This window comes from Halomonas huangheensis, assembly GCF_001431725.1.
GTDB classification, from domain to species: domain Bacteria; phylum Pseudomonadota; class Gammaproteobacteria; order Pseudomonadales; family Halomonadaceae; genus Halomonas; species Halomonas huangheensis.
This window is the reverse complement of sequence record NZ_CP013106.1, coordinates 1,276,758-1,301,680: the sequence shown is the minus strand read 5'-3', so window position 1 is coordinate 1,301,680 and position 24,923 is coordinate 1,276,758. Positions and strand designations below refer to the sequence as shown.

20 protein-coding genes are annotated in these 24,923 nt (G+C 59.8%); 5 read left to right on the top strand and 15 right to left on the bottom strand.

All coding sequences use genetic code 11. The annotated features are described in order from the left end of the window. Window positions 1-83 precede the first annotated feature (83 nt). Window positions 84-326, bottom strand: coding sequence for a GlsB/YeaQ/YmgE family stress response membrane protein (locus AR456_RS05895; protein WP_021820441.1), 243 nt, complete (start codon window positions 324-326; stop codon window positions 84-86). Between the two features lie 86 nt (window positions 327-412). Next, entirely contained in the window at window positions 413-967 is a 555-nt protein-coding gene (locus tag AR456_RS05890) for a DUF924 family protein (RefSeq protein WP_021820440.1), read from the bottom strand. A gap of 778 nt (window positions 968-1,745) precedes the next feature. Here AR456_RS05890 and AR456_RS05885 point away from each other — a divergent pair. The 5 genes from AR456_RS05885 to AR456_RS05865 all read left to right on the top strand — a co-directional run bounded on the left by AR456_RS05885 (window position 1,746) and on the right by AR456_RS05865 (window position 8,189). Next, the gene (locus tag AR456_RS05885) at window positions 1,746-3,344 is read left to right on the top strand and encodes a solute:sodium symporter family transporter (protein WP_021820438.1); all 1,599 of its coding nucleotides are present in this window, start codon (window positions 1,746-1,748) and stop codon (window positions 3,342-3,344) included. A gap of 158 nt (window positions 3,345-3,502) precedes the next feature. Continuing rightward, window positions 3,503-4,513, top strand: a complete 1,011-nt coding sequence (locus tag AR456_RS05880) for a GlxA family transcriptional regulator (protein WP_031208601.1) — start codon at window positions 3,503-3,505, stop codon at window positions 4,511-4,513. 21 nt (window positions 4,514-4,534) lie between these two features. Next, window positions 4,535-5,725 carry an MFS transporter gene (locus tag AR456_RS05875; protein WP_021820436.1) on the top strand — a complete coding sequence of 397 codons (1,191 nt, stop codon included), beginning with the start codon at window positions 4,535-4,537 and terminating at the stop codon, window positions 5,723-5,725. 20 nt (window positions 5,726-5,745) lie between these two features. Continuing rightward, entirely contained in the window at window positions 5,746-7,137 is a 1,392-nt protein-coding gene (locus AR456_RS05870; RefSeq protein WP_021820435.1) for a YcjX family GTP-binding protein, read from the top strand. Next, the gene (locus AR456_RS05865; RefSeq protein ID WP_031208600.1) at window positions 7,134-8,189 is read left to right on the top strand and encodes a YcjF family protein; all 1,056 of its coding nucleotides are present in this window, start codon (window positions 7,134-7,136) and stop codon (window positions 8,187-8,189) included. Before AR456_RS05870 ends, AR456_RS05865 begins: the two co-directional genes overlap by 4 nt. Before the next feature lie 76 nt (window positions 8,190-8,265). Here AR456_RS05865 and AR456_RS05860 read toward each other — a convergent pair whose 3' ends face one another. The 13 genes from AR456_RS05860 to AR456_RS05800 all read right to left on the bottom strand — a co-directional run bounded on the left by AR456_RS05860 (window position 8,266) and on the right by AR456_RS05800 (window position 24,775). Then, the gene (locus tag AR456_RS05860; RefSeq protein ID WP_021820433.1) at window positions 8,266-9,387 is read right to left on the bottom strand and encodes an ABC transporter ATP-binding protein; all 1,122 of its coding nucleotides are present in this window, start codon (window positions 9,385-9,387) and stop codon (window positions 8,266-8,268) included. 77 nt (window positions 9,388-9,464) lie between these two features. After that, window positions 9,465-10,358: a carbohydrate ABC transporter permease gene (locus AR456_RS05855; RefSeq protein WP_021820432.1), complete on the bottom strand. Its 894-nt coding sequence runs from the start codon at window positions 10,356-10,358 to the stop codon at window positions 9,465-9,467. Beyond that, entirely contained in the window at window positions 10,351-11,289 is a 939-nt protein-coding gene (locus AR456_RS05850) for a carbohydrate ABC transporter permease (RefSeq protein WP_021820431.1), read from the bottom strand. Before AR456_RS05850 ends, AR456_RS05855 begins: the two co-directional genes overlap by 8 nt. A 156-nt stretch (window positions 11,290-11,445) precedes the next feature. Next, complete coding sequence (locus AR456_RS05845; RefSeq protein ID WP_236995568.1) at window positions 11,446-12,654, bottom strand: ABC transporter substrate-binding protein; 1,209 nt, start codon at window positions 12,652-12,654, stop codon at window positions 11,446-11,448. 246 nt (window positions 12,655-12,900) lie between these two features. Further along, complete coding sequence (locus AR456_RS05840) at window positions 12,901-14,091, bottom strand: AGE family epimerase/isomerase (protein ID WP_021820429.1); 1,191 nt, start codon at window positions 14,089-14,091, stop codon at window positions 12,901-12,903. A gap of 136 nt (window positions 14,092-14,227) precedes the next feature. Next, a complete protein-coding gene (locus AR456_RS05835) occupies window positions 14,228-15,754 on the bottom strand; it encodes an ATP-binding protein (protein WP_051995773.1) in 1,527 nt (508 codons plus the stop codon). Further along, window positions 15,754-16,482 carry a response regulator gene (locus AR456_RS05830; protein WP_031208597.1) on the bottom strand — a complete coding sequence of 243 codons (729 nt, stop codon included), beginning with the start codon at window positions 16,480-16,482 and terminating at the stop codon, window positions 15,754-15,756. Before AR456_RS05830 ends, AR456_RS05835 begins: the two co-directional genes overlap by 1 nt. Before the next feature lie 130 nt (window positions 16,483-16,612). Further along, the gene (locus AR456_RS05825) at window positions 16,613-17,416 is read right to left on the bottom strand and encodes a Cof-type HAD-IIB family hydrolase (protein WP_021820426.1); all 804 of its coding nucleotides are present in this window, start codon (window positions 17,414-17,416) and stop codon (window positions 16,613-16,615) included. Between the two features lie 108 nt (window positions 17,417-17,524). Then, entirely contained in the window at window positions 17,525-19,264 is a 1,740-nt protein-coding gene (gene nagE / locus AR456_RS05820) for an N-acetylglucosamine-specific PTS transporter subunit IIBC (protein WP_021820425.1), read from the bottom strand. After that, a complete protein-coding gene (gene ptsP, locus AR456_RS05815) occupies window positions 19,261-21,813 on the bottom strand; it encodes a phosphoenolpyruvate--protein phosphotransferase (RefSeq protein ID WP_021820424.1) in 2,553 nt (850 codons plus the stop codon). Before ptsP ends, nagE begins: the two co-directional genes overlap by 4 nt. Before the next feature lie 63 nt (window positions 21,814-21,876). Next, a complete protein-coding gene (locus AR456_RS05810) occupies window positions 21,877-22,896 on the bottom strand; it encodes an SIS domain-containing protein (protein WP_021820423.1) in 1,020 nt (339 codons plus the stop codon). Then, window positions 22,880-24,031, bottom strand: a complete 1,152-nt coding sequence (nagA, locus tag AR456_RS05805; protein ID WP_021820422.1) for an N-acetylglucosamine-6-phosphate deacetylase — start codon at window positions 24,029-24,031, stop codon at window positions 22,880-22,882. Before nagA ends, AR456_RS05810 begins: the two co-directional genes overlap by 17 nt. 9 nt (window positions 24,032-24,040) lie before the next feature. Beyond that, window positions 24,041-24,775 carry a GntR family transcriptional regulator gene (locus AR456_RS05800; protein ID WP_021820421.1) on the bottom strand — a complete coding sequence of 245 codons (735 nt, stop codon included), beginning with the start codon at window positions 24,773-24,775 and terminating at the stop codon, window positions 24,041-24,043. Between the last annotated feature and the right edge of the window lie 148 nt (window positions 24,776-24,923).

The following is a 24,923-nucleotide window of genomic DNA, read 5'->3' as shown; positions in this document are numbered from 1 at the left end:
GCCGGTGGCTTTTTCATGTCATGAGCTACGAGCGTCTCCAGTGTCACGCTACAGCTCACAGCAAGCCCGGAGCGCCTTGCTGCTCAGCGACTGCGGAACTTCGCCACGCCCCACAACAACAACACCGAGCCGACCACCGCCGTGACCAGCGAGCCGATGAAGTTACCGGCGGACAGCCCCAACAGGCTGAACAACAAACCACCCAGCAGTGAACCGACAATGCCAACGGCAATATTGCCGAGCAAGCCGAACCCACCGCCACGCATGATGTTGCCGGCAATCCAGCCCGCCACGCCACCGATGATCAACCATGCAATGAAGCCCATACCTGTCTCCCTTTATTCATCCTGAAGCGATTGCTGAATTATAGAGACTGCACTGCTTACCGAGAAAGCTGCAACACCCAAGCGAGCTAGAACGACGAGCCCGGCTGAGACAGAAACTCGATTTCCTCGGCAGTGGACTCACGCCCCAACACCTCATTGCGATGAGGGTAGCGACCAAAGCGCACCAGGATTTCGCGGTGTCGATGCTCGAAACGCAGGTTATCTTCCAGACCCGGCTGATCAAACAGGCGCAGCGCTTCATCATGAACCACCAGCGACTCGCTATGCATGAACGGCATGTACAGGAATGCCCGCCATGCCACATCCAGACAGCGATCAGACTTGTGCCCCACCGCCTCCTGAGCCAGTGCCAGAGCCTGGCCATCATTGGCAAAAGCTTGCGCCGAGCCTCGATGAATATTGCGCGAGAACTGGTCAAGCACCACAATCTCCGCCAACCGACCTCGTGCCGAGGTACGCCATTGCCAAAGCTCACCGGCAGCGGCCGCTTCAAGCGTCCTGCCGAAGGTTGTATGTATCTGTTTGTCCAGCGCTTCGTCTCTGGTAAACCACTGACGAGCGCTCAAGGTCTGAAACCAGAAATCAATAACCTCTTCGGGCCTTGGTGTCGGCTTTGGCATCGCTGTTCTCCGTTGGCATTGCCTGGTGGGCTGCTGTCTTTTTCCGAGTGACGAGGTTCAACGTACTCGTGCTCGCTGGCATCAGGGTAGGCTGTTTCCAGCCACATCATCACGGCAACACAACCGTCACTGCAACCATTGGAACTTCGCCCGCTGTGCGTTTTCAGCACTCGGTTTCAGCCCCTTCCCTTCGGTCCAGTGCCCTACCGCGACGGCGACGCGTTTCCCCATTGTTGTCCTTGCTCAGAAGCCACGGAGCTGACAGCCCGGCCATCGTATAAGACAAAAGGCGAATAGCTGTCGCAGTCAAAGTGGCTAGACTACGCCGGTTGTAGTTAAGCAACGTTTTTGTCGCTCTTCTTAATCCATTAAGTAGCCATCTATAGGAAGCTTGTCCGTAGGTTTCCCTAACTACTCCCATTGGCTACACATTGTCGATCATTGACTGGGAAAACTCCCCCGGTTTCTCGACAGTCACAGGATCTACGCTGAAGAGCAGAAGGATAGACCACCAGCTTGAACGTGACTCCCGATAGCTGGTGTGGTGTTTCGCATCTGAGCATGGTTTCAGCGCGTCCCGGGGAAGATATCAAGCACCAGCGGTGCTGTGTTGCCCCCAGACCAGGATGATCGATATGGAAGGTGGAACGTCTCACCCCAACGACACCTGATGGCTCTGAGGCACAATGTTCTTGCGAGACATCACACTGGAATTGACTACAGTAGACTGTCTGCGTCTCACAAGGCACAGCATCCCAGACCGCAAGGAAGTTACCCCATGCCTCTACTGACCTTTGCGTCCTTCCTGTTCTTTACTGGACTGGTCGCATTCATTACCTGGCGCATCACGCGCCGCGACGATCATGCCAGCACCAACGGTTTCTTTCTCGCTGGGCGCAGCTTGACCTTTCCGCTGATTGCCGGCTCCCTGTTGATGACCAACCTCTCCACCGAGCAGATGGTCGGTCTCAACGGGTCGGCCTTCAGCGATGGCCTCAGCGTCATGGCCTGGGAAGTCGTCGCGGTTATCGCCCTGGTGGCGCTCGGCCTGTTCTTCCTGCCGCGCTTTCTCAAGAGCGGCATCGCCACAGTTCCCCAATTACTGGAGATTCGCTTCGACAAGGGCACTCAGTTGATCTGTAACGTGATCTTCCTGATTGCCTACGCGGTGATTCTGCTGCCGATCATTCTCTATTCCGGCGCTATTGGCCTGCAGGGAATGCTTGATCTGCAGTCCCTGACCGGTATCGAATCCAGCACAACACTGTTGTGGCTGACGGTGTGGATTGTCGGCATTATCGGTTCCATCTACGCTCTGTTTGGTGGCCTGCGTACCGTTGCCGTCTCCGATACTCTCAATGGTGTTGGCCTGCTGGCCGGTGGCTTCGTGATTGTCTATTTCGGCCTGCAGGCCGTCAGTGACAACACTGGCATCATGGCAGGCTGGGAGATCCTCAAGGAAACCAACCCTGACAAGCTGAACTCCATCGGTGGCTCGGACCAGCAGGTGCCCTTCTTCACCCTGTTTACCGGTGTGTTCCTGATCAACCTGTTCTACTGGACGACCAATCAACAGATCATCCAGCGTACCTTCGCTGCCAAGAACCTTGCCGAAGGCCAGAAAGGTGTGCTGTTGACCGGCTTCTTCAAGCTGTTGGGACCGCTCTATCTGGTGCTGCCCGGTATCATTGCCTATCACCTGTATGCCGACCAGGGCGTCAAGGCCGACGAAGCCTACGGTCATCTGGTGTTCAATGTTCTGCCTGCGCCGCTGACCGGCTTCTTTGCCGCCGTCATGGTTGGTGCGATCCTGTCGTCCTTCAACTCGGCGCTGAACTCCACCACCACTCTATTCAGTCTCGGCCTGTACAAGGCTGTGCTGAAGAAAGACGCGACCGATGAGCAGGTGGTCAACGCGAGCAAGGTCTTCGGTTGGATCATGGCGGTCTCGGCGATGATCATTGCCCCACTGCTGGCCGGCCAGGAAAGTCTGTTCGGCTACCTGCAGAAGATGAATGCCATCTATTTCATCCCGATTCTCGCCGTGGTGCTGGTCGGCCTGCTGACTCGTCGTGTACCGCCGATGGCAGCCAAGATCGCGCTGGTTGGCGGCTGCCTGCTGATCTTCGCCGGCTACTTCATTCCGCCGTTCAACAAACTTCCCACCATCATGAATGAGTTCCACTTCGTGGCGCTGGTGTTTGCGCTGCTGGTGATCATGATGCTGGTAATCGGTGCACTGCGTCCGCGTGCCGAGTCCTGGATACAGCAGGACGTGGGTGCCGTCGACCTGACGCCCTGGAAGGGTGCCGTTCCCGCCGGTATTGCTCTGGTGGTGCTGGTCATCGCCATGTACATCGCCTTCGCCGGTGGCTGACCGTCGATTGCCTGCCCAGGACCCGGCGCCCCGCTCAATGCGGGGCGTCGTCGTTTATCCGCATGCAATGTCCTTATCGGTGGGATATTTGACATTGAGGACATGGAAAGACTGACGCACACTCCGAACACGACAAGTTCTTCGGGGTCACCATGACCATGCAACCATCCCCACATCAGCCGAAGCCCCGCCATATAGCGCTGGTCGCCTATGCGGACTGCCAGGTACTCGACGTCACAGGCCCCTGGCAGGTCTTCGCCAGCGCCAATACGCTTGCAGATACTCGACTGTATGATCTGACTCTGGTCGCTCGCGGAGCCAGGCAGGTCACCACCAATGGGGGGTTGGCGCTGCAGGCCAACCTCGATTGGCAGGGTCTGGAACTCATCGGGGCTCCCGATACCCTATTGGTCGCCGGCGGTAGTGGTGTCTTCGAGCAGTGCCGCCACCGTTACCATATCGACGGGCTCCGCCACATGGCCGATAGCGTCAGACGCCTTGGGGCAATCTGCAGCGGTGCTTTCCTGCTCGCCGAAGCAGGACTGATCGATGGCCACCGTGCCACGACGCACTGGCGCCACTGCGAGGAGCTGGCCAGGCGCTATCCTGACGTCGAGGTTGTTGCCGATGCGATCCATGTCGAGGATCGCGGACGCTATACCAGTGCTGGAGTGACCGCAGGCATCGACCTGGCGCTATCACTGGTCGAGGCCGATCATGGTCATGAGTTGGCCGGACGCGTCGCGCGGGAGCTTGTCATGTTCCTGCATCGCCCGGGCGGCCAGTCACAATTCAGTGAGGCTCTACTCAGCCAGCAACGTGCCGGGCCGCGTCTACGGCCACTGATCAACGTTCTGCATGCCACTCCCGGGGGGGAGCACGACATCACCTCCATGGCCGAACGGCTGGCGGTGACACCGCGCCATCTGTCGCGACTGTTCCAGCGACAATTGGGAACGTCACCCGGTGAATACCTGACCCGCCTGCGCCTTGAAGCGGCGCGTAAAGAGCTGATCACCGGAGAGCCTTCACTGGAGCGCCTGGCGGCACGCTGGCGACTGGGCGGCAGCGAGCAGTTTCGTCGCCTCTTTCAACGCCAGTATGGTGTGTCGCCCTCCATCTACCGCGCGCGCTTCTCCAGCAGATCCACCCCTGTTCCATCTCCCTGACACCCCACAACGAGGACTGCCATGTTCCGCTCACTTCCATTACCGGTAACGCTGCTGTCGTTGTGCCAGGCGCTGCTGGTCACCGGCAATATCCTGCTGATTGCCGTCTCGCCGCTGATCGGCGCGGGACTCGCGCCATCCGACTGGTTGGCGACGCTTCCGGTTGCCGTCCAATGGCTGGGACTGATGAGCGCTACGATCCCCGCCTCGCTATTGATGGCCAGACTCGGACGGCGCAAGGGCTTCACGCTGGGTAATATATTAGGGCTAGGTGGTACTCTGGTGGCCATTGTCGCGCTCCAGCGTGACAGCTTCATCCTGTTCTGCGTCGCCACCTTTGCCATCGGCATCGGTATCGGGTTCGGCCAGCTGTATCGCTTCGCCGCAGTAGAGGCTGCTCCTGCCGAAGCCCGTGACCGTGCCATTGGGCTGGTGATGGGTGGCGGTGTGCTGGCGGCCTTCCTTGGCCCCTGGCTTGCGCGCCACAGCCATACACTCGCCTCCACCGAGTTCGTCGGCAGCTTCATCGGCCTCGCTGCCCTCTACGCCACCGCGCTGGTGATAGTGCACTTCACCCGTCTGCCGGGTCCGGTCGCCAGCCAGATGTCCGGGCAGTCACGTCCCCTTCGTCAACTGTTGCGTCAACCGCGCCTGATACTGGCCATCGTCAGCGGTCTAATCGGCTATGGCGTGATGACACTGTCGATGACGGCGACACCGTTGGCCATGGCCCACTCCGGGCACTCGTTCGACCATGTTTCGATGACCATTCAATGGCACGTCGTGGCGATGTTCGCGCCCTCATTCATTACCGGCCGGTTGACCTCCCGATTGGGCGCCGAAACCATGATCGTCCTGGGTTGTCTGCTGTTGATGGCCAGTGCCGTGGTCGCCATCTTCATGCCCGACCTGATCGGCTACAACATCGCCCTCGTTCTACTCGGTCTGGGCTGGAACTTTACTTTCCTTCCCGCCACCGGCCTGCTTACCGAGTGCTATCGCCCCGAGGAGAAAGCCTCGGTGCAGGCTACCAACGAATTTCTGGTGTTCTCCACTGTCGCCATCACAGCACTCACTTCTGGACCGTTGGTATCGATCGCCGGCTGGCAGGGGCTCAACCTGTGGATGCTGCCGCTTCCGCTATTGCCGATCGCTGTTATCATCGCTCAACGTCTTGTGTTTACGCCCCAACGCCCCCAGATTGGAGACTAATTGAGCGAAGGGAACCATGCATGCCCCAGGACCTGACCCGTGATCTGATGGACCTGATCGAACGCGGACGTGACCGCCAGCTACGCCTGGCGGTCACTGGTTTATCGCGTGCAGGAAAGACGGCCTTTCTGACCTCGCTGGTCGACCAGCTACGGCATGCCGGCCTCGAAGCGCGCCTCGATCTCCTCAGCGCCAGCCGCAAGGGACGTCTGCTCGGCGCCCAGCGTGTCGCTCAGCAGGATTTGGGTGTGCCGCGCTTTCCCTTTGACCAGGCACGCGCCTCGCTGGAACAGGATCCACCCTGCTGGCCAGAGCCGACTCGCGGCATCAGCGAGTTGCGCCTGAAGATCCGTTATCGCCCTTCTCGCCAGGCATGGCTGCGCCCGGAAACCGTCGAGTTGACGCTTGACCTGTTCGATTATCCCGGTGAGTGGCTACTCGATCTGCCGCTGCTCGAACATGATTACCTCAGTTGGAGCCAGACCCAGTTTGACGAGGCGGGTCCTACTCGGCGCGCGATGCTCGCCACCTGGGAACGTGAGGCAACCCAATTGGCTCCCGACGCTGACGCCGACGAAGCACGGCTCGCCGAGATCAGTGAACTGTATGCTTCGGGGTTACGACAGGCGCGCGAGGCAGGCTTTTCCAATCTTCAGCCCGGTCGCTTCCTGCTTCCCGGTGACCTGAGAGATGCTCCAGTGCTGCAGTTCTTCCCCCTGCCAGGTCTGGCGAACTGGAGTCAGGAGCGCCTGGCAGCGCTGCCGGAGTCAAGTATCTACGCAAGCCTCGCTCGACGCTTCCGCTACTATCAAGAGCATGTGGTACGCCCTTTCTATCGCGAACACTTTCGACGTTTCGATCGTCAGATCGTGCTGGTCGACGTACTCGGCGCCCTGACTGCTGGCCCTGAGCGCTTCGAGGATCTTTCACAAGCCCTGGCGCGGCTGATGCAGAGCTTCAACTATGGACAACGCAGCCTGTTCTCGCGCCTGTTCACGCCGCGTATCGACCGCCTCGCCATCGCTGCAACCAAGGCCGATCACGTCACGCCGGAACAGCACGTGCGCCTGGTAGGACTGCTCGAGGCGTTACTTGCTGAGCCATTGAAGAACCTCAAGTACGCCAATATTCCCGTCAAGGCCATGTCGCTGGCATCAATCCGTGCTACCGAAGCCCGTGAGGTCAAACATCAGGGCCGCATCACTTCGGCGCTGAAAGGTACCAGCATGGACGGCGAACCCTTGTTGACCTTCCCGGGCGAAGTCCCTACACGTATTCCTTCGGCAGACTTCTGGGAGCGCCAGGGCTTCAACTTCATCGCCTTTCGTCCGCAACCCTCAGCACCCGGCGCCCTGCCCCATATTCGTATGGATGCTGCGCTCGAATGGTTGCTTGGAGACAAGCTCGAATGACATCGAATTCTCGGGATCCTCGTCCCGCCATGCATTTCGAGGACGAAAACTTTAAAGAAGTCCCACCCGACGCCGCCGACCCTCGTCCCGGTCTACGTTTCGACGCCGAGCTGGAAAGCCGTGCGCTGGTCAGTCAAGAGCCGGAGCAGGACAGTACTCATGCGCCGCTGGAAAAGGTGTTGTCTCGCCCGCGCAAACGCCGCTGGGGACTGTTGGCGGTACTTGGTGGCGCACTCGGCCTCGGAACCGCAGAATTGGTCACCGGCCTGCCGGCTACGCTGGTCGGTGGCGACTGGCTGGCTACCGGCTGGCAGGTTCTGGGACTGGGTGTCATCACGCTCGGTGCCACGTCCCTGACTCGCGAGCTATTCCGCCTGCGTCGTCTGAAGAACCACGATCAGTTGCGTGAACAACTGTCTGAGTTACCACAGCTCTCGCCACATGCAGCCAGCAGTCTGGTGCAACGCCTCAAGCAACAGCTGGCCATGGCCGATGATGACCCGCATTGGCAGGCCTTCGAGGCAGCCCGCGAGGCGCACCACGACGGCCAGGACATCAGCTCGCTGGTCGAACACCATCTACTGGCGCCACGTGATCGTGAGGCGCGCCGATTGATCTCTCGCATGAGTGGCGAGACGGCTGTGATGGTGGCAGTCAGCCCGATGACCCTGGTCGATATGGCACTCGTCGCCTGGCGGCATCTGGCGATGATTGATCGCCTATGTCGGCTGTATGGCCTCGAACTGGGGTATGGTGCACGAGTTCGCCTGTTACGCAGCGTGCTCTACCAGATGGCATTTGCCGGTGCTACCGAACTGGCTGCCGATGCCAGCATGCAGATGCTGTCATTGGATCTGGCTGGCCGCCTGTCGACCCGCGCCGCCCAGGGACTGGGGGTGGGCCTGCTTGGTGCACGTCTCGGCCTGCGCACGCAGCGTCTGGTACGACCGCTGGCCTTTGCCAGCGAAGACCGCCCGCGCCTTACCGATCTGCGCAAGGAAGTCTGGCAGCAGCTACGGCGCATGGAACCCTCGGGAGGCGAGCGCTCCTGAATTGAAGCCAAGCATCACGGGCAGTCGCAGCGAATACCGCACATCTCGGCTGCCTGTGACAGAGGTCTTCTCTCCCTCAGGCGAGGCGCTGGCCGCTCTGCTGATCAAACAGCACCGCGCGCCGCATGTCGATGCTCAACATCAACCGCTCTCCCGGTTGCGCCTTGCAGTCCGGCCCCACGCGCGCAGTCACTTCATTCTCGCCGAGCAGGATATTGATCAGCACATCAGCACCAGTGGGCTCTACCACACTAACCTGTGTATCCACCTGTACCGCTTGCTGGTGACCAGTACGCTGATCACCAGCTTCGGCGAAATGTTCCGGACGCAAGCCCAGCAGCACCTTCTGTCCACACTGATCCGCCAAGGTCTGGTTGGCACGCTCCTCCGGCCAGGGCAACAGTAGCTCGCCGCCTTCTGATGCAGCGATACGCAGTTGCCAGGCCCGATCCCCCTCCTCCAGCTGAGCGGTGATGAAATTCATCGATGGTGAGCCCATGAACCCCGCCACGAACACATTGACTGGGTCATTGTAGATCTCGTTGGGCGTGCCCAACTGCTGGATCTGTCCATCACGCATCACTGCGATGCGATCCGCCAGGGTCATGGCCTCGATCTGGTCATGCGTGACATAGACAATGGTGGTGCCAAGTCGTTGATGCAACTTCTTGATTTCGGTGCGCATCTCGACACGCAATTTGGCATCGAGATTCGACAACGGCTCATCGAACAGATAGATCTGTGGTTCACGTGCCAGCGCCCTTCCCATCGCCACACGCTGGCGCTGGCCACCGGATAATTGCGAAGGCTTGCGATCCAACAGATGAGAAATCTGCAGCAGATCGGCCACACGCTCCACAGCAGCCTCGCGTTCGGCCTTGGGGACCTTGCGCATTTCCAGCCCGAAGGCGATATTGCCGCGCACCGTCATGCTCGGATACAGCGCGTAGGACTGGAAGACCATGGCGATGTCACGTTCGGATGGCGTTTGCCAGGTCACCTCCTCACCACCGATAAGTATGCTTCCTGAAGTCACCGGCTCGAGGCCGGCAATGGCATTCATCAGGGTCGACTTGCCACAGCCTGACGGCCCTACCAGGATCAGGAATTCCCCGGAGTCAATCGCCAGACTGACGTCCTTGAGCACCTGGGTTGCCGCGAAGTCCTTGCACAGATGTTGGATTTCCAGAGCGGACATGTGTGAGTTCTCTTGTCTTGTTATGGTCTGTCTAGATAGGTCTTGTTATGGTCTGTCTAGATAGCGCCTTGCGCCAATCAGCCCTTGACCGCACCAGCCGTCAGGCCGCGCACGAAGTACTTTCCGGCCAGCACATACACCACCAGTGTCGGTAACGCCGCAATCATGGCAGCGGCCATATCGACGTTGTATTCCTTGGCCCCGGTCGAGGTGTTGACCAGATTATTCAGGGCCACCGTGACCGGCTGAGTGTCATGCCCGGAAAAGGCCACCCCGAACAGGAAATCGTTCCATATCTGGGTGAACTGCCAGATGATCGACACCACGATGATCGGCGCCGACACCGGCAGCAGAATGCGCCAGAAGATACGCAGGAAACCGGCACCATCGAGCTTGGCCGCAGACACCAGCTCATCGGGGATAGCGACATAGAAATTGCGGAAGAACAGTGTGGTAAACGCGATACCGAAAACCACATGCACCAGTATCAGGCCAGAGCGAGAACTCGCCAGTCCCAGCCAGCCCAACGTCTGGGCCATTGGTAACAGCACCACCTGAAAGGGTATGAAACAACCGAACAGCATCAGTGCGAAAACCAACTCAGAGCCCTTGAACTTCCACTTGGTCAAGGCGTAGCCGTTGAGAGCACCGATCAGAGTAGAAATCGCGACCGCCGGTACCACAATGGCAATCGAGTTCCAGAAGTACCCACCGACGCCATCACAGCGCATTCCGGTACAGGCTCCGCCCCAGGCCTTGAGCCACGGCTCCAGTGTTGGCGCCTGTGGCAGCGACAGCAGGTTGCCCGGCGTGATCTCAGTGAGCGGCTTGATCGAGGTCATGACCATCACCACCAACGGCAGCAGATAAGCCAGCGCGGCGGCAATCAGAATCGCGTACAACACAGCACGCAGGACTCTTGCCCCCGGCGTTCTGCGCCGAATGACGCCATCAGGCGTACGACTATTCATGGCGTTTACTCCGTAACTCGCTATACAGGTAAGGCACCAGAATCGCCAGCACCCCACCCAGCATCAGCATGGCACTGGCAGAACCCAGCCCGATCTGGGCGCGCGTAAAGGCATGCGCATACATGAAGGTCGCAGGAAGGTCTGAGGAGTAACCTGGCCCACCGCCGGTGAGTGCCACCACCAGATCAAAGCTCTTGATCGCGATATGCGACAGGATCATCACCGCACTGAAGACCACCGGACGCAGACAGGGCAGGATGACACGCGCATAAATACGCGGCAGGCTTGCACCATCAAGCTGAGCGGCCTTGATGATCTCGTCATCAATGCCGCGTAATCCGGCCAGGAACAGCGCCATGACAAACCCCGACGCCTGCCATACAGCGGCAATGACCAGGGTGTAGACTGCCATCTCCGGACGCACCAGCCAGTCGAAGTTGAAGCTTTCGAAGCCCCAGCCCCGAACCATGGCCTGAATTCCCAGCCCGGGATTCAGCAGCCACTTCCACACCACGCCGGTCACGATGAAAGACAGTGCCATCGGATAGAGATACAGCGTACGCAGGGCGCCCTCCTGACGGATACGCTGATCGAGCAGGATCGCCAACCCCGCACCAATCACCAGACACAACATGACAAAAAGCCCACCAAACACGGCGAGATTCGATGCTGCGACCCACCAACGCTCGTTGGCCATCAGCCGCGCATACTGACCAAAGCCAACAAAGTTGTAGCTGGGGAGCATTCGCGAGTTGGTCAACGACAGGACAAACGTCCAGATCATGAAGCCGTATACAAAGAACAACGATACGGCGACAGACGGTGCCAGCACCAGTTTCGGCAACCACGCCTGAAGACGTGCCGATGAACTGCGCGGCTGCCGCGGAGGCGCCGATCGCGCTCCTGCTGCAGAACCGGTTGTAAAAGCCATCACGGATTACCTCGGCCAACACGTCCAGTTATCTGGACGCGCAAGCCATCTTGATGTCATCGAAGAAGCGATCATTGAAGCCGGAATTCCATCGCAAGTACGGCACCAACCGACAGCCTGATGGCCGGGGTGCCGCCTTCCTTTTACGGCGTCAACTCACAGTGCCAGGCTGGCTGCCTGAGACAATCTCTGCGCCGCCTGTTCGGCGGTCATCGACTCGTCATTGAAGTAATTGGTGATGATGTCAAAGAAGGCACCTTGCACGTCGCTGCGCATCGCCATGCGGTGAGCAACACTCGGCACCAGGGTATTGCCTTCACTGGCCGCCTTGAAGTCATCCAGAGAACGCTGCGCGCAACTATCGAAGCCACTCATGTCCAGATCGGTGCGAGCCGGAATCGAGCCCTTCAATTGGTTGAATGTCTTCTGAAATTCGGGTTGCAGAATCAGGCGTGCCAGCGTCTTCTGCGCAGCAGTAGATTCCTCATCTTCCAACTGGAACATGGCGAAGCTATCGATATTGAAGATGAAATCGTCAGCAGTGCCCGGTACAGGTGCACACAGGTAGTCACTGCCGGCCTGCATATCTGCCGCGGTGAACTCACCCTTGGCCCAATCGCCCATGATCTGCATCGCTGCCTGGCCATCGATGACCATTCGGGTCGCCAGATTCCAGTCGCGTCCCGGCATGCCCTCATCCATCAACTCACGCAGACGCTTGAAGGTCTCCAGCGCTTCGATCATGGTGTCGCTCTCGAGCGTATCCTGATCAAGCTCAACGAAGGCCTGACGATAGAAGTCCGCTCCGCCTAGACTCAGCGCAACGGTTTCGAATACGGTAGCGTCCTGCCAGGGCTGGCCGCCATGAGCGAGCGGGACATACCCAGCCTCACGCAGGGCATCACCTGCCGCGAACAACTCGTCCCAACTGGTCGGAATCTCGACACCGGCATCCTCGAGCACCGCTGGGTTAGCCCACATCCAGTTGACCCGGTGCACATTGACTGGCACCGCCACATAATGACCGTCATGGCGCATCATATCGGCCACTACCGGAGACAGCAGCTCATCCCAGTTCTCTTCGGCCGCAACATCATCAAGATTGCCAAGCAGACCCAATTCACCCCACTCCTGGATTTCCGGTCCGTTGATCTGTGCCGCGGACGGCGGATTTCCGGACATGGCACGCGACTTGAGCACCGTCATTGCACTATCGCCAGCCCCACCGGCAACCGCAAAATCCTTCCAACTGTGACCTTCACTCTCGAGCAGGTCACGCAGCGTGCCCACCGCCTGAGCTTCACCGCCTGAAGTCCACCAGTGCAACACCTCTACCTCTCCGGCCTGGGCGGTTGACATCGACATGCCGGCAGCCGCCACCAGCACCGCCAACGGGCGGCGCAAGGAACGGATGGAGCGTGAGTGAATCGAGCGCAAACGTGTAGTCATGTCATGACTCCTGTTTCATTGTTATTGATCATGTCAGGTATTGGTCAGACAAAGCCTACGCCATTCATCGGTCAGCGAGGGTTACCTAATACTGAGTAGTATTTCCTGTGTCTTACAGCGTTGTAATATTGGCGATCGGTTGACCACGAGCCAGCTCGTGGCTCAACAATTATTCAGGATACGCATCACATCCTGGCAGGCGCCCATGGTGTGATAGTCGACCTTGCCGGCGGGGCTCTTCTGATCAGAGTAGTGGCGGTTGTCCGCGCTGAGGATGCGAAACCAGGCGCCGTGACGATGGTCGATCATATGCTGCCAGCTGAAGTCCCACAGCCGGCGGTACCAGCGCCAATACAGCGCCTTTCCGGTGTGTTCGGCAAGCATGGCTGCCGCCGCAAAGCTCTCCGCCTGTACCCAGAAATACTTGTCACCGTCACAGACCCGCCCCTCGAGATCGAGGCCATAGACCAGCCCACCATGCTCGTTATCCCAACCCGCGCTGACAGCAGAGACAAACAAGCGCTCGGCAGCTTCGATCAGGCTTGAGTCACCACCGCGCTCGGCGAGCAACACCAGCAGTTTGGCCCACTCGGTCTGATGCCCCACCTGGTAACCCCAGGGGCGGAACAGGTGCTGCGGGTCGTCACGGTTGTAGTCGAGGTCACGCTGCCAATTGACGTTGTAGTGCTCCCAGATCCAACCATGAAGATTTTCGCGATTGGCTTTCAACAGACTCCGGCCAATGCTCAACGCCTGATCCAGGTAATGCGTCTCGCCGGTGGCATCATAGGCCGAGATCAACGCTTCGCAGGCATGCATATTGGCGTTCTGGCCACGGTAATCCGATAGCTGCCAGCAGCAATCGGCTTCATCAGCAAAGCGCTGCCACTGAGGCTCCCAGAAGCGGCGCTGTAACATCGCGTGTGTCCGGGCAATACCGTCCCGCGCTTCCTCGACCCCGGCCAGGTGGGCCTCGGCGTAGGCCAGCAGGACAAAGGCCAACCCATAGCAGTGGTGGGTCTGATCCTCGACAGCGCCATCGTTCAACGTCCACGCATAGCCCTGATAACGCGTCTGGTAGTGCGCCTGCTCCAGATAAGCGAGCCCATGCCGCGCCCAGCGTAGATACTCCGCTGCCGCATCAGGGGATGTGCAGTGATAGCGAGCATAACGCGCATAGGTCACCACGAAGCGCGCGCTGGACACGAGGTGGCGATGACTGGCGTTGTAGACCTGACCATCATCACGAAAGTAATGGAAGAACCCCCCGCTCGGGTCGATGGCCCGCGGGTGATAGAAACGCATGGTGCGCTGCACATGACGCTGAAGAAACTCGGGATCGAAACAATTCATCAACCTACCTCAATTCGATGACACTGCAGGACCGCCATTGCTGGTCCTCTCTCACCACATCAGGGTACTGCATGCCTGTGCGGCGTTCTCTTACCAAGTATTACAACGAGACCTGATGATATCGACCACATCCAGGTTATCTCTCAAGCCGGGTTGTCTCTCGATTACTGTCGGCAAAGGGCCCGGGTCGTGGCAGTTGAACGAGGACTTCGAGCCCTGCGTCGAGGCGATTACGCAGTACGATTCGGCCACCATGGGCCTGCATGATATGTCGGGCGATCCCCAATCCCAGACCACTGCCTCCGGTATGTCGGCTGCGCGATGGCTCAAGCCTGACAAAGGGGTCAAAGACCTGTTCAATCCGGTCATCGGGGATACCTGGACCGTGGTCGACGATACTCAGCTCCAACTGATGTGTGCTGTCGGAGATAGTGACTTCTGCCAGCTGGCCATAGAACACGGCGTTCTCCAGCAGGTTGGCGAGTGCTCGCTTGAATGCCAACGGCTTGATCATCAACGGCTTGGCATGCCCCTGAATCAGTACCTTGCCGCCGAGGATGTCCATCTCGCCAGACAGCCGCGACAGCATCTCATTCATCGACATCAACTCTGCCGTTTCGTGCATGTCGAGGCCTCGCACCGAATCCAACGCACCACGCACAAGACAGTCGAGTTCATCCAACGATGCCGAGAAACGCTCCCGCTGTACCGAGTCATCAAGCATCTCGGCCCGCAGTCGCATCCGTGTGATCGGTGTCTTGAGGTCATGGGAGATCGCCGAGAACATTCGCGCCCTTTCATCAACCTGATGCTGCAAGCGTCCTTGCATACGATTGAAGGCCACTGCCGCTGTAGCCACCTCTCGTGGCCCTCTCTCGCTGAGCGGTGGTGCATCGAGGTCATCTCCCAGGCGCTGCGCGGCGCGCGCCATGCGATCGAGCGTCCGCGTTGCACTGCGAATTCCCAGCGCCGACAGGCCGATCACGGTCCCCAGCACCACCAGCAGCACAAACAGTCGGTCCGCGGATAGCCAATGTGGACGATGAAAGGCATCGGGCATCGGCATCAGGGTCGCGACATACAGCCACTGCTGCTGGCCGAGCGGCAGTTGCACTACCAGAATCGGTTGGTCAGCGGAGGCCGTCAGCAAGGTATGTTGCCCCCAGCGCGGTGGCATCTCTGTCAACAACACTTCCGCACTGAGCAGGCGCAGCGTATCGGGGCGTGAGAACTCCACTTCCACAGCATCAATGCCAAGCTCACGTCGCAGGACATTGCGCAGTTTCTGCACCACCAACGCCTTTTCCGGGCCATCGCCGATGTCCTGCACCGGCAGTCGATGATCGTTGACGCTGACGAAGAAGCGTGTCCCGCCCATATCGCGCAATTGATCCAGGGCGACGTGACGATAGGAATGAGGAAGCGAGCGAAAGAAACGCACCGTAGAAGCCACACTGTAGGCCAGAGTGCTGGAGACTTCGTCAAGGCGCAGCCGCTGATCGCTGCGCTCCTGAGCGCTCCACCAGGCGTAGCTGGCCAACTGGGCGCCCATTACTCCTACCACCATGATCAGCAGGAATCGTCCACGCAGGGAGTGCGGTAATACGCATGCCCATCGTCGCCGCGACCGACGCCAGTAACGTCGCAGCGAGAGACTCGACATCAAGTCACCACATCGACACGGGCTGCCAGCACATAGCCCTCGCCACGCACGGTGCGAATCAGCTGAGAATGTTGAGCGTCCTCCCCCAGGCGCTGGCGCAGGCGACAGACATGAACGTCCATGGAGCGATCCAGTGGCGGGGCCGGACGCCCGCGGGTCAATAGATAGAGATCATCGCGTGACAACACTTGTTCCGGGCGCTCGAGAAACACCTGCAATAGTTGGAAATCGGCACCACCAAGTGCCAGACGGCTGCCGCTGCCAGCAATCAACTCGCGTGTCACTCGATCGAGTTTCCAGTCACCAAAGGCGACCACGCGTGCCCGCTCGGGCGACTGGCCTGTCGCTCGTGGCAGGCAACGGCGTAGGACGGCCTTGATGCGCGCCAGCAGCTCTCGTGGGTCGAATGGTTTACACAGATAGTCATCAGCGCCGAATTCCAGGCCAAGGATTCGGTCGGTATGGTCATCACTGGCGGTAAGCATTATCACCGGCGTGTCACCATTGCGGCGCAGGTTCTGACAGAGCGCAAAACCATCCTCGCCGGGCAGCATCAGATCCAGAATCACCAACGCAGGAGTGTGCTGCTCGAGCAGGCGATACAGCGCCGTGCCATCTTCCGCCGTCAAGGCATGGTAGCCATGACGCCCAAGGTAATCCGCCAGCAACTCGCGAATTTCCGGGTCATCATCCACCACGATCAGGAGAGGGGCTTCCATTGTTGTCATCTATCGCTCGTGGGCTGCCACATTAGCTATTTCAGTTGAGCGTGACGATTGCACTATGGTGGCAGCGCAGGGCATAAGGCCTGTTTCAGGCAGGAATTCTCAACGTATCCGGAGTGCCTCGCGACAGGCGTCAGGCGTCGAGACCAAAGCGCTCGCGCAGATGCAATGCCACGGCAGTCTCGGCATGGTGGCCAATCACCTGGGCACCGGAAAGCAACCCGCTCAATTGTGGGTGAGCATTACCCATCACATGCGCCTCCCCTGCCAACGCCAGCATTTCCAGATCATTGAGGTTGTCGCCAAAGGCCAGACAGCGACTGGCCGGTATCTGGAGATCATCCAACAATGCCTGAACGGCACTGCCCTTGTTGACACCAGCGGCCATGATTTCCAGCGAGTTGATCATCGAATAGGTGATGTGCAGTTGGTCTGCCGCCAACTCGCGTGCCGCCGTTTCGATCTCGGCGAGGTAATGCGGCTCACCGATGTACAGTGCCTTGCCGATGCCTTGCGGGTGCATTTCATCTGCAGCCTCGATGCGATACTCGAACCCCGTGGCATCATGTAAACCCAGCAGAGCGGGGGCCGCCTGATCGATCAACCAGGCATCGTCACGATAGAGGTTTAGACGCACATCGGCGGCGCGTGGTAGGCGAATCAAAGCCTGAGCCAGTTCCTCACGCAGGTAGAAAGAACGCACCCGCTGGCCCTGTGGGCCCAACGTCCAGGCGCCATTGCTGCTGATGATGTGGGCATCGATCTCAAGCCGGTCACGAAATGGTTGCATATCGATGTGGTGCCGTCCGGAAGCCAGTGCAACCTGATGCCCCTGGGCTGCCAGCTCTCGCAAAGTGGCGATGGTCAACTCGGCAAGGTCATGGTCTGCGCCCAGCAATGTGCCATCAAGGTCGGAAACAATAAGGTGGGGGGCCATGGCTTCTCCGCTGGCTGAATCGTTCAATCGTGGATCGATGTTACCGTTTCTCAACGATAACGGCACGCCCGAAGGCGTGCCGTTATCGTCTCGCTGATGAAGTACACTTCAGTGGCTACCAGACGCCAGCCCAGCATGTAGAAGACCTCCAGCCAGCCCTTCGGCATCCTTGCCGACCACCAGATGCCAGGTGCCCTCAGCGACACGCAGCACACCCTGACAGCCAAGCTGCGCCAGTGCCGCAGTATCGATGCGCTCATCATCGACAACTTCGATACGCAGACGGGTCACAGCTTGAGGCTGCAGGGAACGAAGATTCCCATCACCGCCGAAGGCCCGCTGCCAGACGGCAATTTCCGCGTCATCCAGTTTGCGTACCGAGGTTGGCACCCGGCGAGAGGATCCTTCCATATCAGGCTCTCCTACCGTGTTGCTGACTCCATCAACAACAGGGGCAGCTTTACCAGCAGCAGCCACGGCTGCGCGAATCTCATCCGCCACAGAGTCTGCGATTGGGCCAAGGATCACCTGCACACCACCCCCACCCAGGCGCATGATGCCGCGCGATCCCAGCGACTTGAGCGCGCCTTCGTCAATGCTGTCTGCGGACTCGAGCACCAGCCGCAGACGCGTGGTGCAGGCGCCCACTGCGGTGAGGTTGGCAGCGCCACCCAGCGCCTTGACGAAGGCTGGCCCACGCTCTCCGAGGTCCGCTGCCGGCACCAGCACCTCGTCGGTCTCCGGCTCGCGCCCCGGTGTCGGCAGATTGAAGTGGACGATAGCCCAACGGAATACCAGGTAGTAGATCAGCCCCATCGCCAGCCCCACCGGGATCAGCAACCAACCGTTGGATGACAGACCATAGGACAATGCATAGTCGAACGCTCCGGCCGAGAAGGTAAAGCCCAGTTTGACATCAAGCAGTTGCAACAGGGCCATGCTGATACCGGTCATCAGCGCATGGAAAGCGTAGAGTGCCGGAGCCAGGAACATGAAGGTGAATTCAATAGGCTCCGTCACGCCGGTCAGGAATGCCGTCAATGCCAGAGACATCAACAGACCGCCTACCTGGGCACGACGATCCCTCGCCGCCGTGTGATACATAGCCAGCGCCGCCGCCGGCAGGCCGAACATCATCACCGGGAAGAACCCTGCCATGAAGCCCCCAGCAGAAGGGTCTCCAGCAAAGAAACGGTTGAGATCACCCGTCGCCTCTCCGAAGCTGCCGAACACGAACCACACGAAGCTATTGAGCACATGGTGCAGACCGGTCACGATCAACAGGCGGTTGAGCGCCCCATAGACGAACTTGCCGATCGCACCGGCATCGATCAGCCAGTGGCCCAGCGTGTCGATGCCATGCTGGATCGGTGGCCAGCCCCAGCCAAACACAAAACCCAGCGCCACACCCGCCAGCCCGGTGGCAATCGGCACAAAACGCCGTCCGCCGAAGAACGCCAGATAGTCCGGCAGTTTGATCGCCTTGAAACGGTTGTAGAGCAGGCCAGCCACGATCCCCATGATGATGCCGGCCAACACTCCCATGTTGATATCCGGATTGAGGCTCTTGAGCACCGCATCGAGCACCAGATAACCAATCACTCCGGCGAGTCCTGCTGCTCCATTACTGTCGTCGGCGAAACCTACGGCAAGGCCGATGGCGAAGATCAATGGCAGGTTGGCGAAGATGGCATCACCCGCACTGGCGATGAAGGCAATATCCAGTAGATCCGGTTGCCCCAGACGCAGCAACAAGCCAGCGACCGGCAAAACGGCAATCGGCAGCATCAATGACCGCCCCAGAAGCTGGAGCGCTGCCATGATGCGAGATCCAACGGTCGTATTCATGACGGAATCCTCTCGAGTCCAACTTCAGCGACCAGCGCTGACTCAACCAGTGGTGCCAATGCCTGACGCACACTGGCGGCATCGGGCATAGCCAGCAATGTATCGATTTCACGGGCGATGACACTGGTATCCAGACGCCGGATTCGCGCTTTTACGGCAGCTACTCGTGAGGGCTCCACCGACAGCTCGTTGACGCCCATCGCGACCAGCAGCGGTCCGACCAGATCGTCACCGGCAGCAGCACCACACACCGCGACCGGGCAGCGCCCAGCGGCACCATTGAGGGTGGCCTGAATCAGGCGTAGCACGCCGGGGTGCAGTACATCCGCCTGACTGGCCAGCAGCGGGTCCTCACGGTCCATGGCCAGGCCATACTGGGTCAGATCATTGGTACCAATTGACAGGAAGTCGGCGACATTGGCCATGCTGGCGGCGCACAGTGCCGCACTCGGCACTTCAATCATCGCCCCCAGCAGCGGCAGCTCCGTCAGGTGCATTTCGGCGGCGAGGGCCTCCATACGCTTACGCACCCATTCAAGTTCCGAGGCGTCACTGATCATCGGCACCATCACCCGTAGATAGCGCAGCGGACGCACACCCAGCAGCGCACGCAGTTGGCTGTCGAGCAGCTCCGGTTCGACCTGCCACAGGCGCATGCCACGTACACCGAGAGCCGGGTTGGGGGATGGTGGCAGCTGCAGATACGGCAATTGTTTGTCGGCACCGATATCCAGAGTGCGAATCACCACCGGCTTTGCTCCCAGAGCATCGACACTGGCCTGGTATTCGCGACGTTGTTCCTCTTCGCCGGGCGCGCTGTCACGGCCGAGGAACAGGAACTCGCTACGCAGCAGTCCAACTGCATCAGCGCCGCTATCGGCCGCTAGTTGCGCTTCCTCGCTGGAACCGACATTGGCCGCCACTTCGACAAAGCAACTATCGCGCGTGAACACTTCAAGGTGGGATTCGGCACGTTCGGCGTCGGCCTGCCTGCGACGGACTTCCAGCAGATGGGTAACTTGTTCAAGACGTGCCGCGTCTGGCGCCATCTCGAGCTGGCCCTGATCGGCATTGAGCACCACGACCTCGTCGTCGAGTTCGAGTAACGCATCGCCCATCGCCACCAGACAGGGAATACCCCGTGCTCGGGCCAGAATGGCAACGTGCGATGTGCTGCCCCCTGCGGCCAGGCAGAGTCCGGCGGGGTGCTGGTCACACAGCGAGACGAAGCCGGATGGCGTCAGATCGCTCGTCGCGACAATCGCATCCGGCGCCAGCTCGCCGAATCCCTGGTCGGGGATATCACTGAATTCGGCCATGACTCGACGCTGTAGATCGCGCAGATCGGCAATGCGTCCGATCAGGATCGCATTGCCAGTGGCCTTGAGACGTTCGACTTCGGCGTCAAGTGCTTCACGCCATGCCTGCCCCGGGCTCAAACCTTCCTGCAGCCGGGTCATCGCTGACGCCACCAGGTCGGGGTCTTCCAGCCAGGCTTGATGGGCTTCGAAGACCTCGGCTTCGGCCTGCTGGCCGGTACTCTCCGCCTGGATGCGCGCGTCCTCGAGTTGTTGTCCAACGATCCGCAACGCGGTGAGCAGACGTGGCTTTTCGACCTCACTCCCCTCGCCGGTCAAGGGCACCTTCGGTAAGCCCAGCTCGAGCCTCACCAACCGACCACTAACCAGACCAGGACTTGCCATCAACCCGCCGAGGCGATTGCCATCGAGTGGCTGTTGCGGGGCCTGCTCTTCGACATGGCTCGGTGCTGCATGCCCTTCCGGCGTAGTCAGCAATGCCACCGCCGCCGCCAATGCGGCTTGCGCCTGCTCGCCTTCGGCAATGACCAGCGCCCGGCTGCCGCAAATCAGGCCAAGATTCATCAGACCGCTGACGCTGTTGCCATTGGCGGTATGCTCATCGCTACGCACCAATAACTCAACGTGGTAATCGCGACCGATATTGCGCAACCTCGCGGCAGGGCGAGCATGCAGTCCAACCTCCAACGCCACCGTCAATTCCTGTTCAACGCGGATGCTGGCAGCGTTTTCCACACCCGCTACCGATGACTCGGCCATCCGTGGGGACAGGGTCAGCAAAGGCGCTCCCACCTCCAACAGCTTTCCGGCCTCCGCTGTGTGGTCGTCCACACGCCAGGCGCCGGTATCGAGAAGGATCAAAGGCGTGACCAACGAGGTCGCGCTGCAGGCAAGCTGATCCATGTCGAACTCACACAGCAGATCCCCCACTGCCACCTGCTGGCCCTGTTCGACACAAGGGTAGATACCACGCCCTTCCAGAGCCACGGTATCCAGACCAAGATGCACCAACACCTCGATGCCTTCTGCGCTGCGCAGCGTATAAGCATGATGCGTTCTGGCACATTGAATGACTTCGCCACTGATCGGCGCATGCAATGAGCTGGCCAGTGGATCCAGGGCGATGCCACTGCCCAGAGCGCCTTCGGCAAACACCGGGTCCGGCACTTCCGCCAGCGGCACGACAATGCCCTTGAGCGGAGAGGCCAATATGACATTGGAAGATGACATGCTCGTCTCCCTATCTAATTGTAATCATTTCGGGCCGACATCCAGCTACGGCCCGCTACATGCCTAGAGCGTGCACGTGACCTTGCGCAGGTGACGCGGCTGGTCGGGATTGATGCCACGAGCTGCGGCGAGATGCGCCACCATCGGGTAGAAGCTCTGGATGACCGACAACGGCTGCAGGGCCTCATGACCGGCATCCGTCAGCGTCAGATGGCGCCTGGCAACGCTGGCATCCGCTGCCAGCAACACCCTGGCGCCTACGCCTTCCAGCCACTCGGCCAATTCCAGCAAGCCAGCCTGCTCTGCTCCGGGCGGCGCAAACACCAATACCGGATAGCCCGGTTCGATCAGGGCCATGGGGCCATGACGCACTTCTGCACCACTGAAGGGTTCCGCCTGAATGGAGCAGGTCTCCTTGAACTTGAGCGCAGCTTCCTGAGCAATGCCCAGACCAGCACCACGGCCGATGACCATCAGTCGCTCACAGTCCTTGAGTGCATCAACGGCAATTCCCCAATCCTGAGCACCGGCTTCGACCAGCCGGTCAGGCAGTTCGGAAAGCGCGCTCACCAGCAGCGAGCTCTCGTTCCAATGGGCCACCAACTGCGCGGCAGCGGACAGTGTCGCCAGATAGCTCTTGGTCGCAGCGACGCTCCGTTCCTCACCCGCATACAATGGGACCTCGATATCGCTGGACTTGCCCAACGGCGACTCGGGAGTGTTGACCATGGCGATGGTGGTGGCTCCGCCTTGCCCGAGCGCCTTCTGGCTGGCGACTAGATCAGGACTCTGGCCAGACTGGGAGATCGCTACTGCCAACTGGCCCTGCAAACGCCAGGGAGCCTGGGACAATGTCGATAATGAAGGCGGTAGTGAGGCCACCGGGATACCGCGTGTCTGCATACACAGATAGGCGAAATAACTGGCTGCATGGTCGGAGCTGCCACGTGCCACCGTCATCACGGCGGAAGGATCCTCAGCACGTAGACGGGCCCCCAACTCACCCAGCATCGACTGATTGCGCGCCAGTTGACCACGCAGACGTTCCGGTGCATTGATCGCTTCTTCAAGCATGAGCGACATGGGATTCTCCTGATACCTGGCAGCCATCCACATGCACCGCCGTGAGATTGAGTTCGACATCAAGGGTGACGACGTCAGCCCTGGCACCACAGGCCAGACGACCAATGTCGTCACGGCCAAGGAATTCCGCGGGATACCGCGATAGACGGTGCGAAGCCTCCTCCAGCGTGAGTCCGATTCGCACCAGGTTGCGCAGCGCCTGATCCATGGTCAGCGTGCTCCCCGCCAGGGTGCCATCGGCAAGACGTACACCGCCTAGACACTTGGTCACGTTCTGCTCCCCCAGCTTGTAGTCGCCATCCGGCATGCCGGCGGCGGCAGTCGAATCGGTAACCGCATACAACTTCGGAATCGAGCGCAATGCGGCACGAATGGCTCCCGGATGAACATGCAGCAGATCAGGGATCAGCTCGGCGTACTCGGCATGGGCCAGCGCAGCACCGACCATGCCCGGCTTGCGGTGATGAAGACCGCTCATGGCATTGAACAGATGCGCGAAGCCGCAGGCACCGTGCTCCAGGGCCGCCACCCCATCCTCATAACTTCCCAGGGTGTGGCCGATCTGAACGCGAACGCCCCTGTCGGCCAGATGACGAATCACCTGTTGATGCCCAGCCACTTCCGGGGCGAGGGTGATCAACGGCATCGCCACGATCTCAAGCAGAGCATCGAGTTTTTCGATGGTCGCTACCTGAGCATGTGCCGGCTGAGCGCCGAGCTTACCGGGATTGATGTAGGGGCCTTCCAGATGCACACCCAACACCCGCGTGGCCAGGCCCTGCGCGACAAGAGTCGGCTGGTGATCGATATAGCGGGCGATCTCGGCGAGCACTTCACGTACCTGAGACTCCTCGGCAGTCATGGTGGTCGCCAGCAGACTGGTGGTGCCGAAGCGCACATGAGTTCTCGCCAGGGTTGCCACAGCGTCATACCCTTCCATGGCGTCGGCTCCACCACCGCCATGCACGTGCAGGTCAATGAAGCCGGGTACCAGACGCGGTAACTCGTTGCTGGTCGGGTCTACCGGCTCGCCGGTGATTTCAGCGATACGTCCCTTCTCAACACGCAGATCCCCCAGATACCAGCCATCGGGAGTCAGGATATTGCCGTGCAGGATGGTTGAGGACATGGCCATGCAAATCTCCTATCGGGCCAGTTCAACGGTGAAGTCGTAGTAGTCGGTGCGACAGTAGGTCACCGTCAGCTCTGCCGGGGTGTCATCCGCCAGGTAGCCGATCCGGGTCACCTTGAGTAACGCCTGTCGGTCAGCGACACCAGCCAGTTGAGCAAGGCTCTGGTCAGCATTGATTGCCGTGACATGCTGCAGGGCACGCACGATGGGTCGACCAGCCGCTTCGAGCCATTGATAGAGCGAGGTCTCCACGTTCTGCGGCTCTGGCACCATGCTGATCGGCAGACAGCTTTCTTCCACCGCCATTACCACCTCGTCGGCCAACCGCAGTCGTTTGAGTCGCGCGACCTGGGCATTCGCCGACAGCCCCAGACGCAGGCTTTCCTCTCCCGTCGGGGTATCCAGTCCACGCAGCAGCCATTCAGAACGTGGTGTAAAACCTCGTCGGGTCAACATTTCACTGAAGCTGACCAACCGCGTCAGTGATTGATTGACGCTGGGCCGAATAAAAGTACCGGAACCGCGGTCACGACGAATCAGACCGCTCTCGGCCAGCTGGTCGATGGCATTGCGCGCGGTGATACGTGATATCGACAGCGCCTCGGCAAGGCTGCGCTCCGAAGGCAGCGCCTCCCCGGCACTCCACTCGCCGGAGCGAATCGCCAGTTCCAGTTGATTAGCCAACTGGCGGTACAACGGTGTCGCCAACGATGCATTGGGCTTCAATCGTTCGAATCGCGGATCCATGAGGTCTTCTCAGGCAGCGTTGAATAGACACACTATAGACCCACTTAAATACCAATTAAATACCACTTTAATACCACATTAGTCGCAACACGCAGTGCCCTGACCTCTGGAGGTAGGGCCGATGCACGGGCGTCGGTGCCAACATCTT

Bases quoted from the DNA above. Each gene is read 5' to 3' on its own strand.
- AR456_RS05865 (WP_031208600.1), top strand. From the start codon at position 7,134: ATGACATCGAATTCTCGGGATCCTCGTCCCGCCATGCATTTCGAGGAC.
- AR456_RS05895 (WP_021820441.1), bottom strand. From the start codon at position 326: ATGGGCTTCATTGCATGGTTGATCATCGGTGGCGTGGCGGGCTGGATT.
- AR456_RS05890 (WP_021820440.1), bottom strand. From the start codon at position 967: ATGCCAAAGCCGACACCAAGGCCCGAAGAGGTTATTGATTTCTGGTTT.
- AR456_RS05880 (WP_031208601.1), top strand. From the start codon at position 3,503: ATGCAACCATCCCCACATCAGCCGAAGCCCCGCCATATAGCGCTGGTC.
- AR456_RS05810 (WP_021820423.1), bottom strand. From the start codon at position 22,896: ATGTCGCTCATGCTTGAAGAAGCGATCAATGCACCGGAACGTCTGCGT.
- AR456_RS05825 (WP_021820426.1), bottom strand. From the start codon at position 17,416: ATGGCCCCCCACCTTATTGTTTCCGACCTTGATGGCACATTGCTGGGC.
- AR456_RS05885 (WP_021820438.1), top strand. From the start codon at position 1,746: ATGCCTCTACTGACCTTTGCGTCCTTCCTGTTCTTTACTGGACTGGTC.
- AR456_RS05860 (WP_021820433.1), bottom strand. From the start codon at position 9,387: ATGTCCGCTCTGGAAATCCAACATCTGTGCAAGGACTTCGCGGCAACC.
- AR456_RS05835 (WP_051995773.1), bottom strand. From the start codon at position 15,754: ATGTCGAGTCTCTCGCTGCGACGTTACTGGCGTCGGTCGCGGCGACGA.
- AR456_RS05830 (WP_031208597.1), bottom strand. From the start codon at position 16,482: ATGACAACAATGGAAGCCCCTCTCCTGATCGTGGTGGATGATGACCCG.
- AR456_RS05845 (WP_236995568.1), bottom strand. From the start codon at position 12,654: ATGTCGATGTCAACCGCCCAGGCCGGAGAGGTAGAGGTGTTGCACTGG.
- nagA (WP_021820422.1), bottom strand. From the start codon at position 24,031: ATGGCCATGTCCTCAACCATCCTGCACGGCAATATCCTGACTCCCGAT.
- AR456_RS05855 (WP_021820432.1), bottom strand. From the start codon at position 10,358: ATGAATAGTCGTACGCCTGATGGCGTCATTCGGCGCAGAACGCCGGGG.
- AR456_RS05870 (WP_021820435.1), top strand. From the start codon at position 5,746: ATGCCCCAGGACCTGACCCGTGATCTGATGGACCTGATCGAACGCGGA.
- nagE (WP_021820425.1), bottom strand. From the start codon at position 19,264: ATGAATACGACCGTTGGATCTCGCATCATGGCAGCGCTCCAGCTTCTG.
- AR456_RS05875 (WP_021820436.1), top strand. From the start codon at position 4,535: ATGTTCCGCTCACTTCCATTACCGGTAACGCTGCTGTCGTTGTGCCAG.
- AR456_RS05850 (WP_021820431.1), bottom strand. From the start codon at position 11,289: ATGGCTTTTACAACCGGTTCTGCAGCAGGAGCGCGATCGGCGCCTCCG.
- AR456_RS05840 (WP_021820429.1), bottom strand. From the start codon at position 14,091: ATGAATTGTTTCGATCCCGAGTTTCTTCAGCGTCATGTGCAGCGCACC.
- AR456_RS05800 (WP_021820421.1), bottom strand. From the start codon at position 24,775: ATGGATCCGCGATTCGAACGATTGAAGCCCAATGCATCGTTGGCGACA.
- ptsP (WP_021820424.1), bottom strand. From the start codon at position 21,813: ATGTCATCTTCCAATGTCATATTGGCCTCTCCGCTCAAGGGCATTGTC.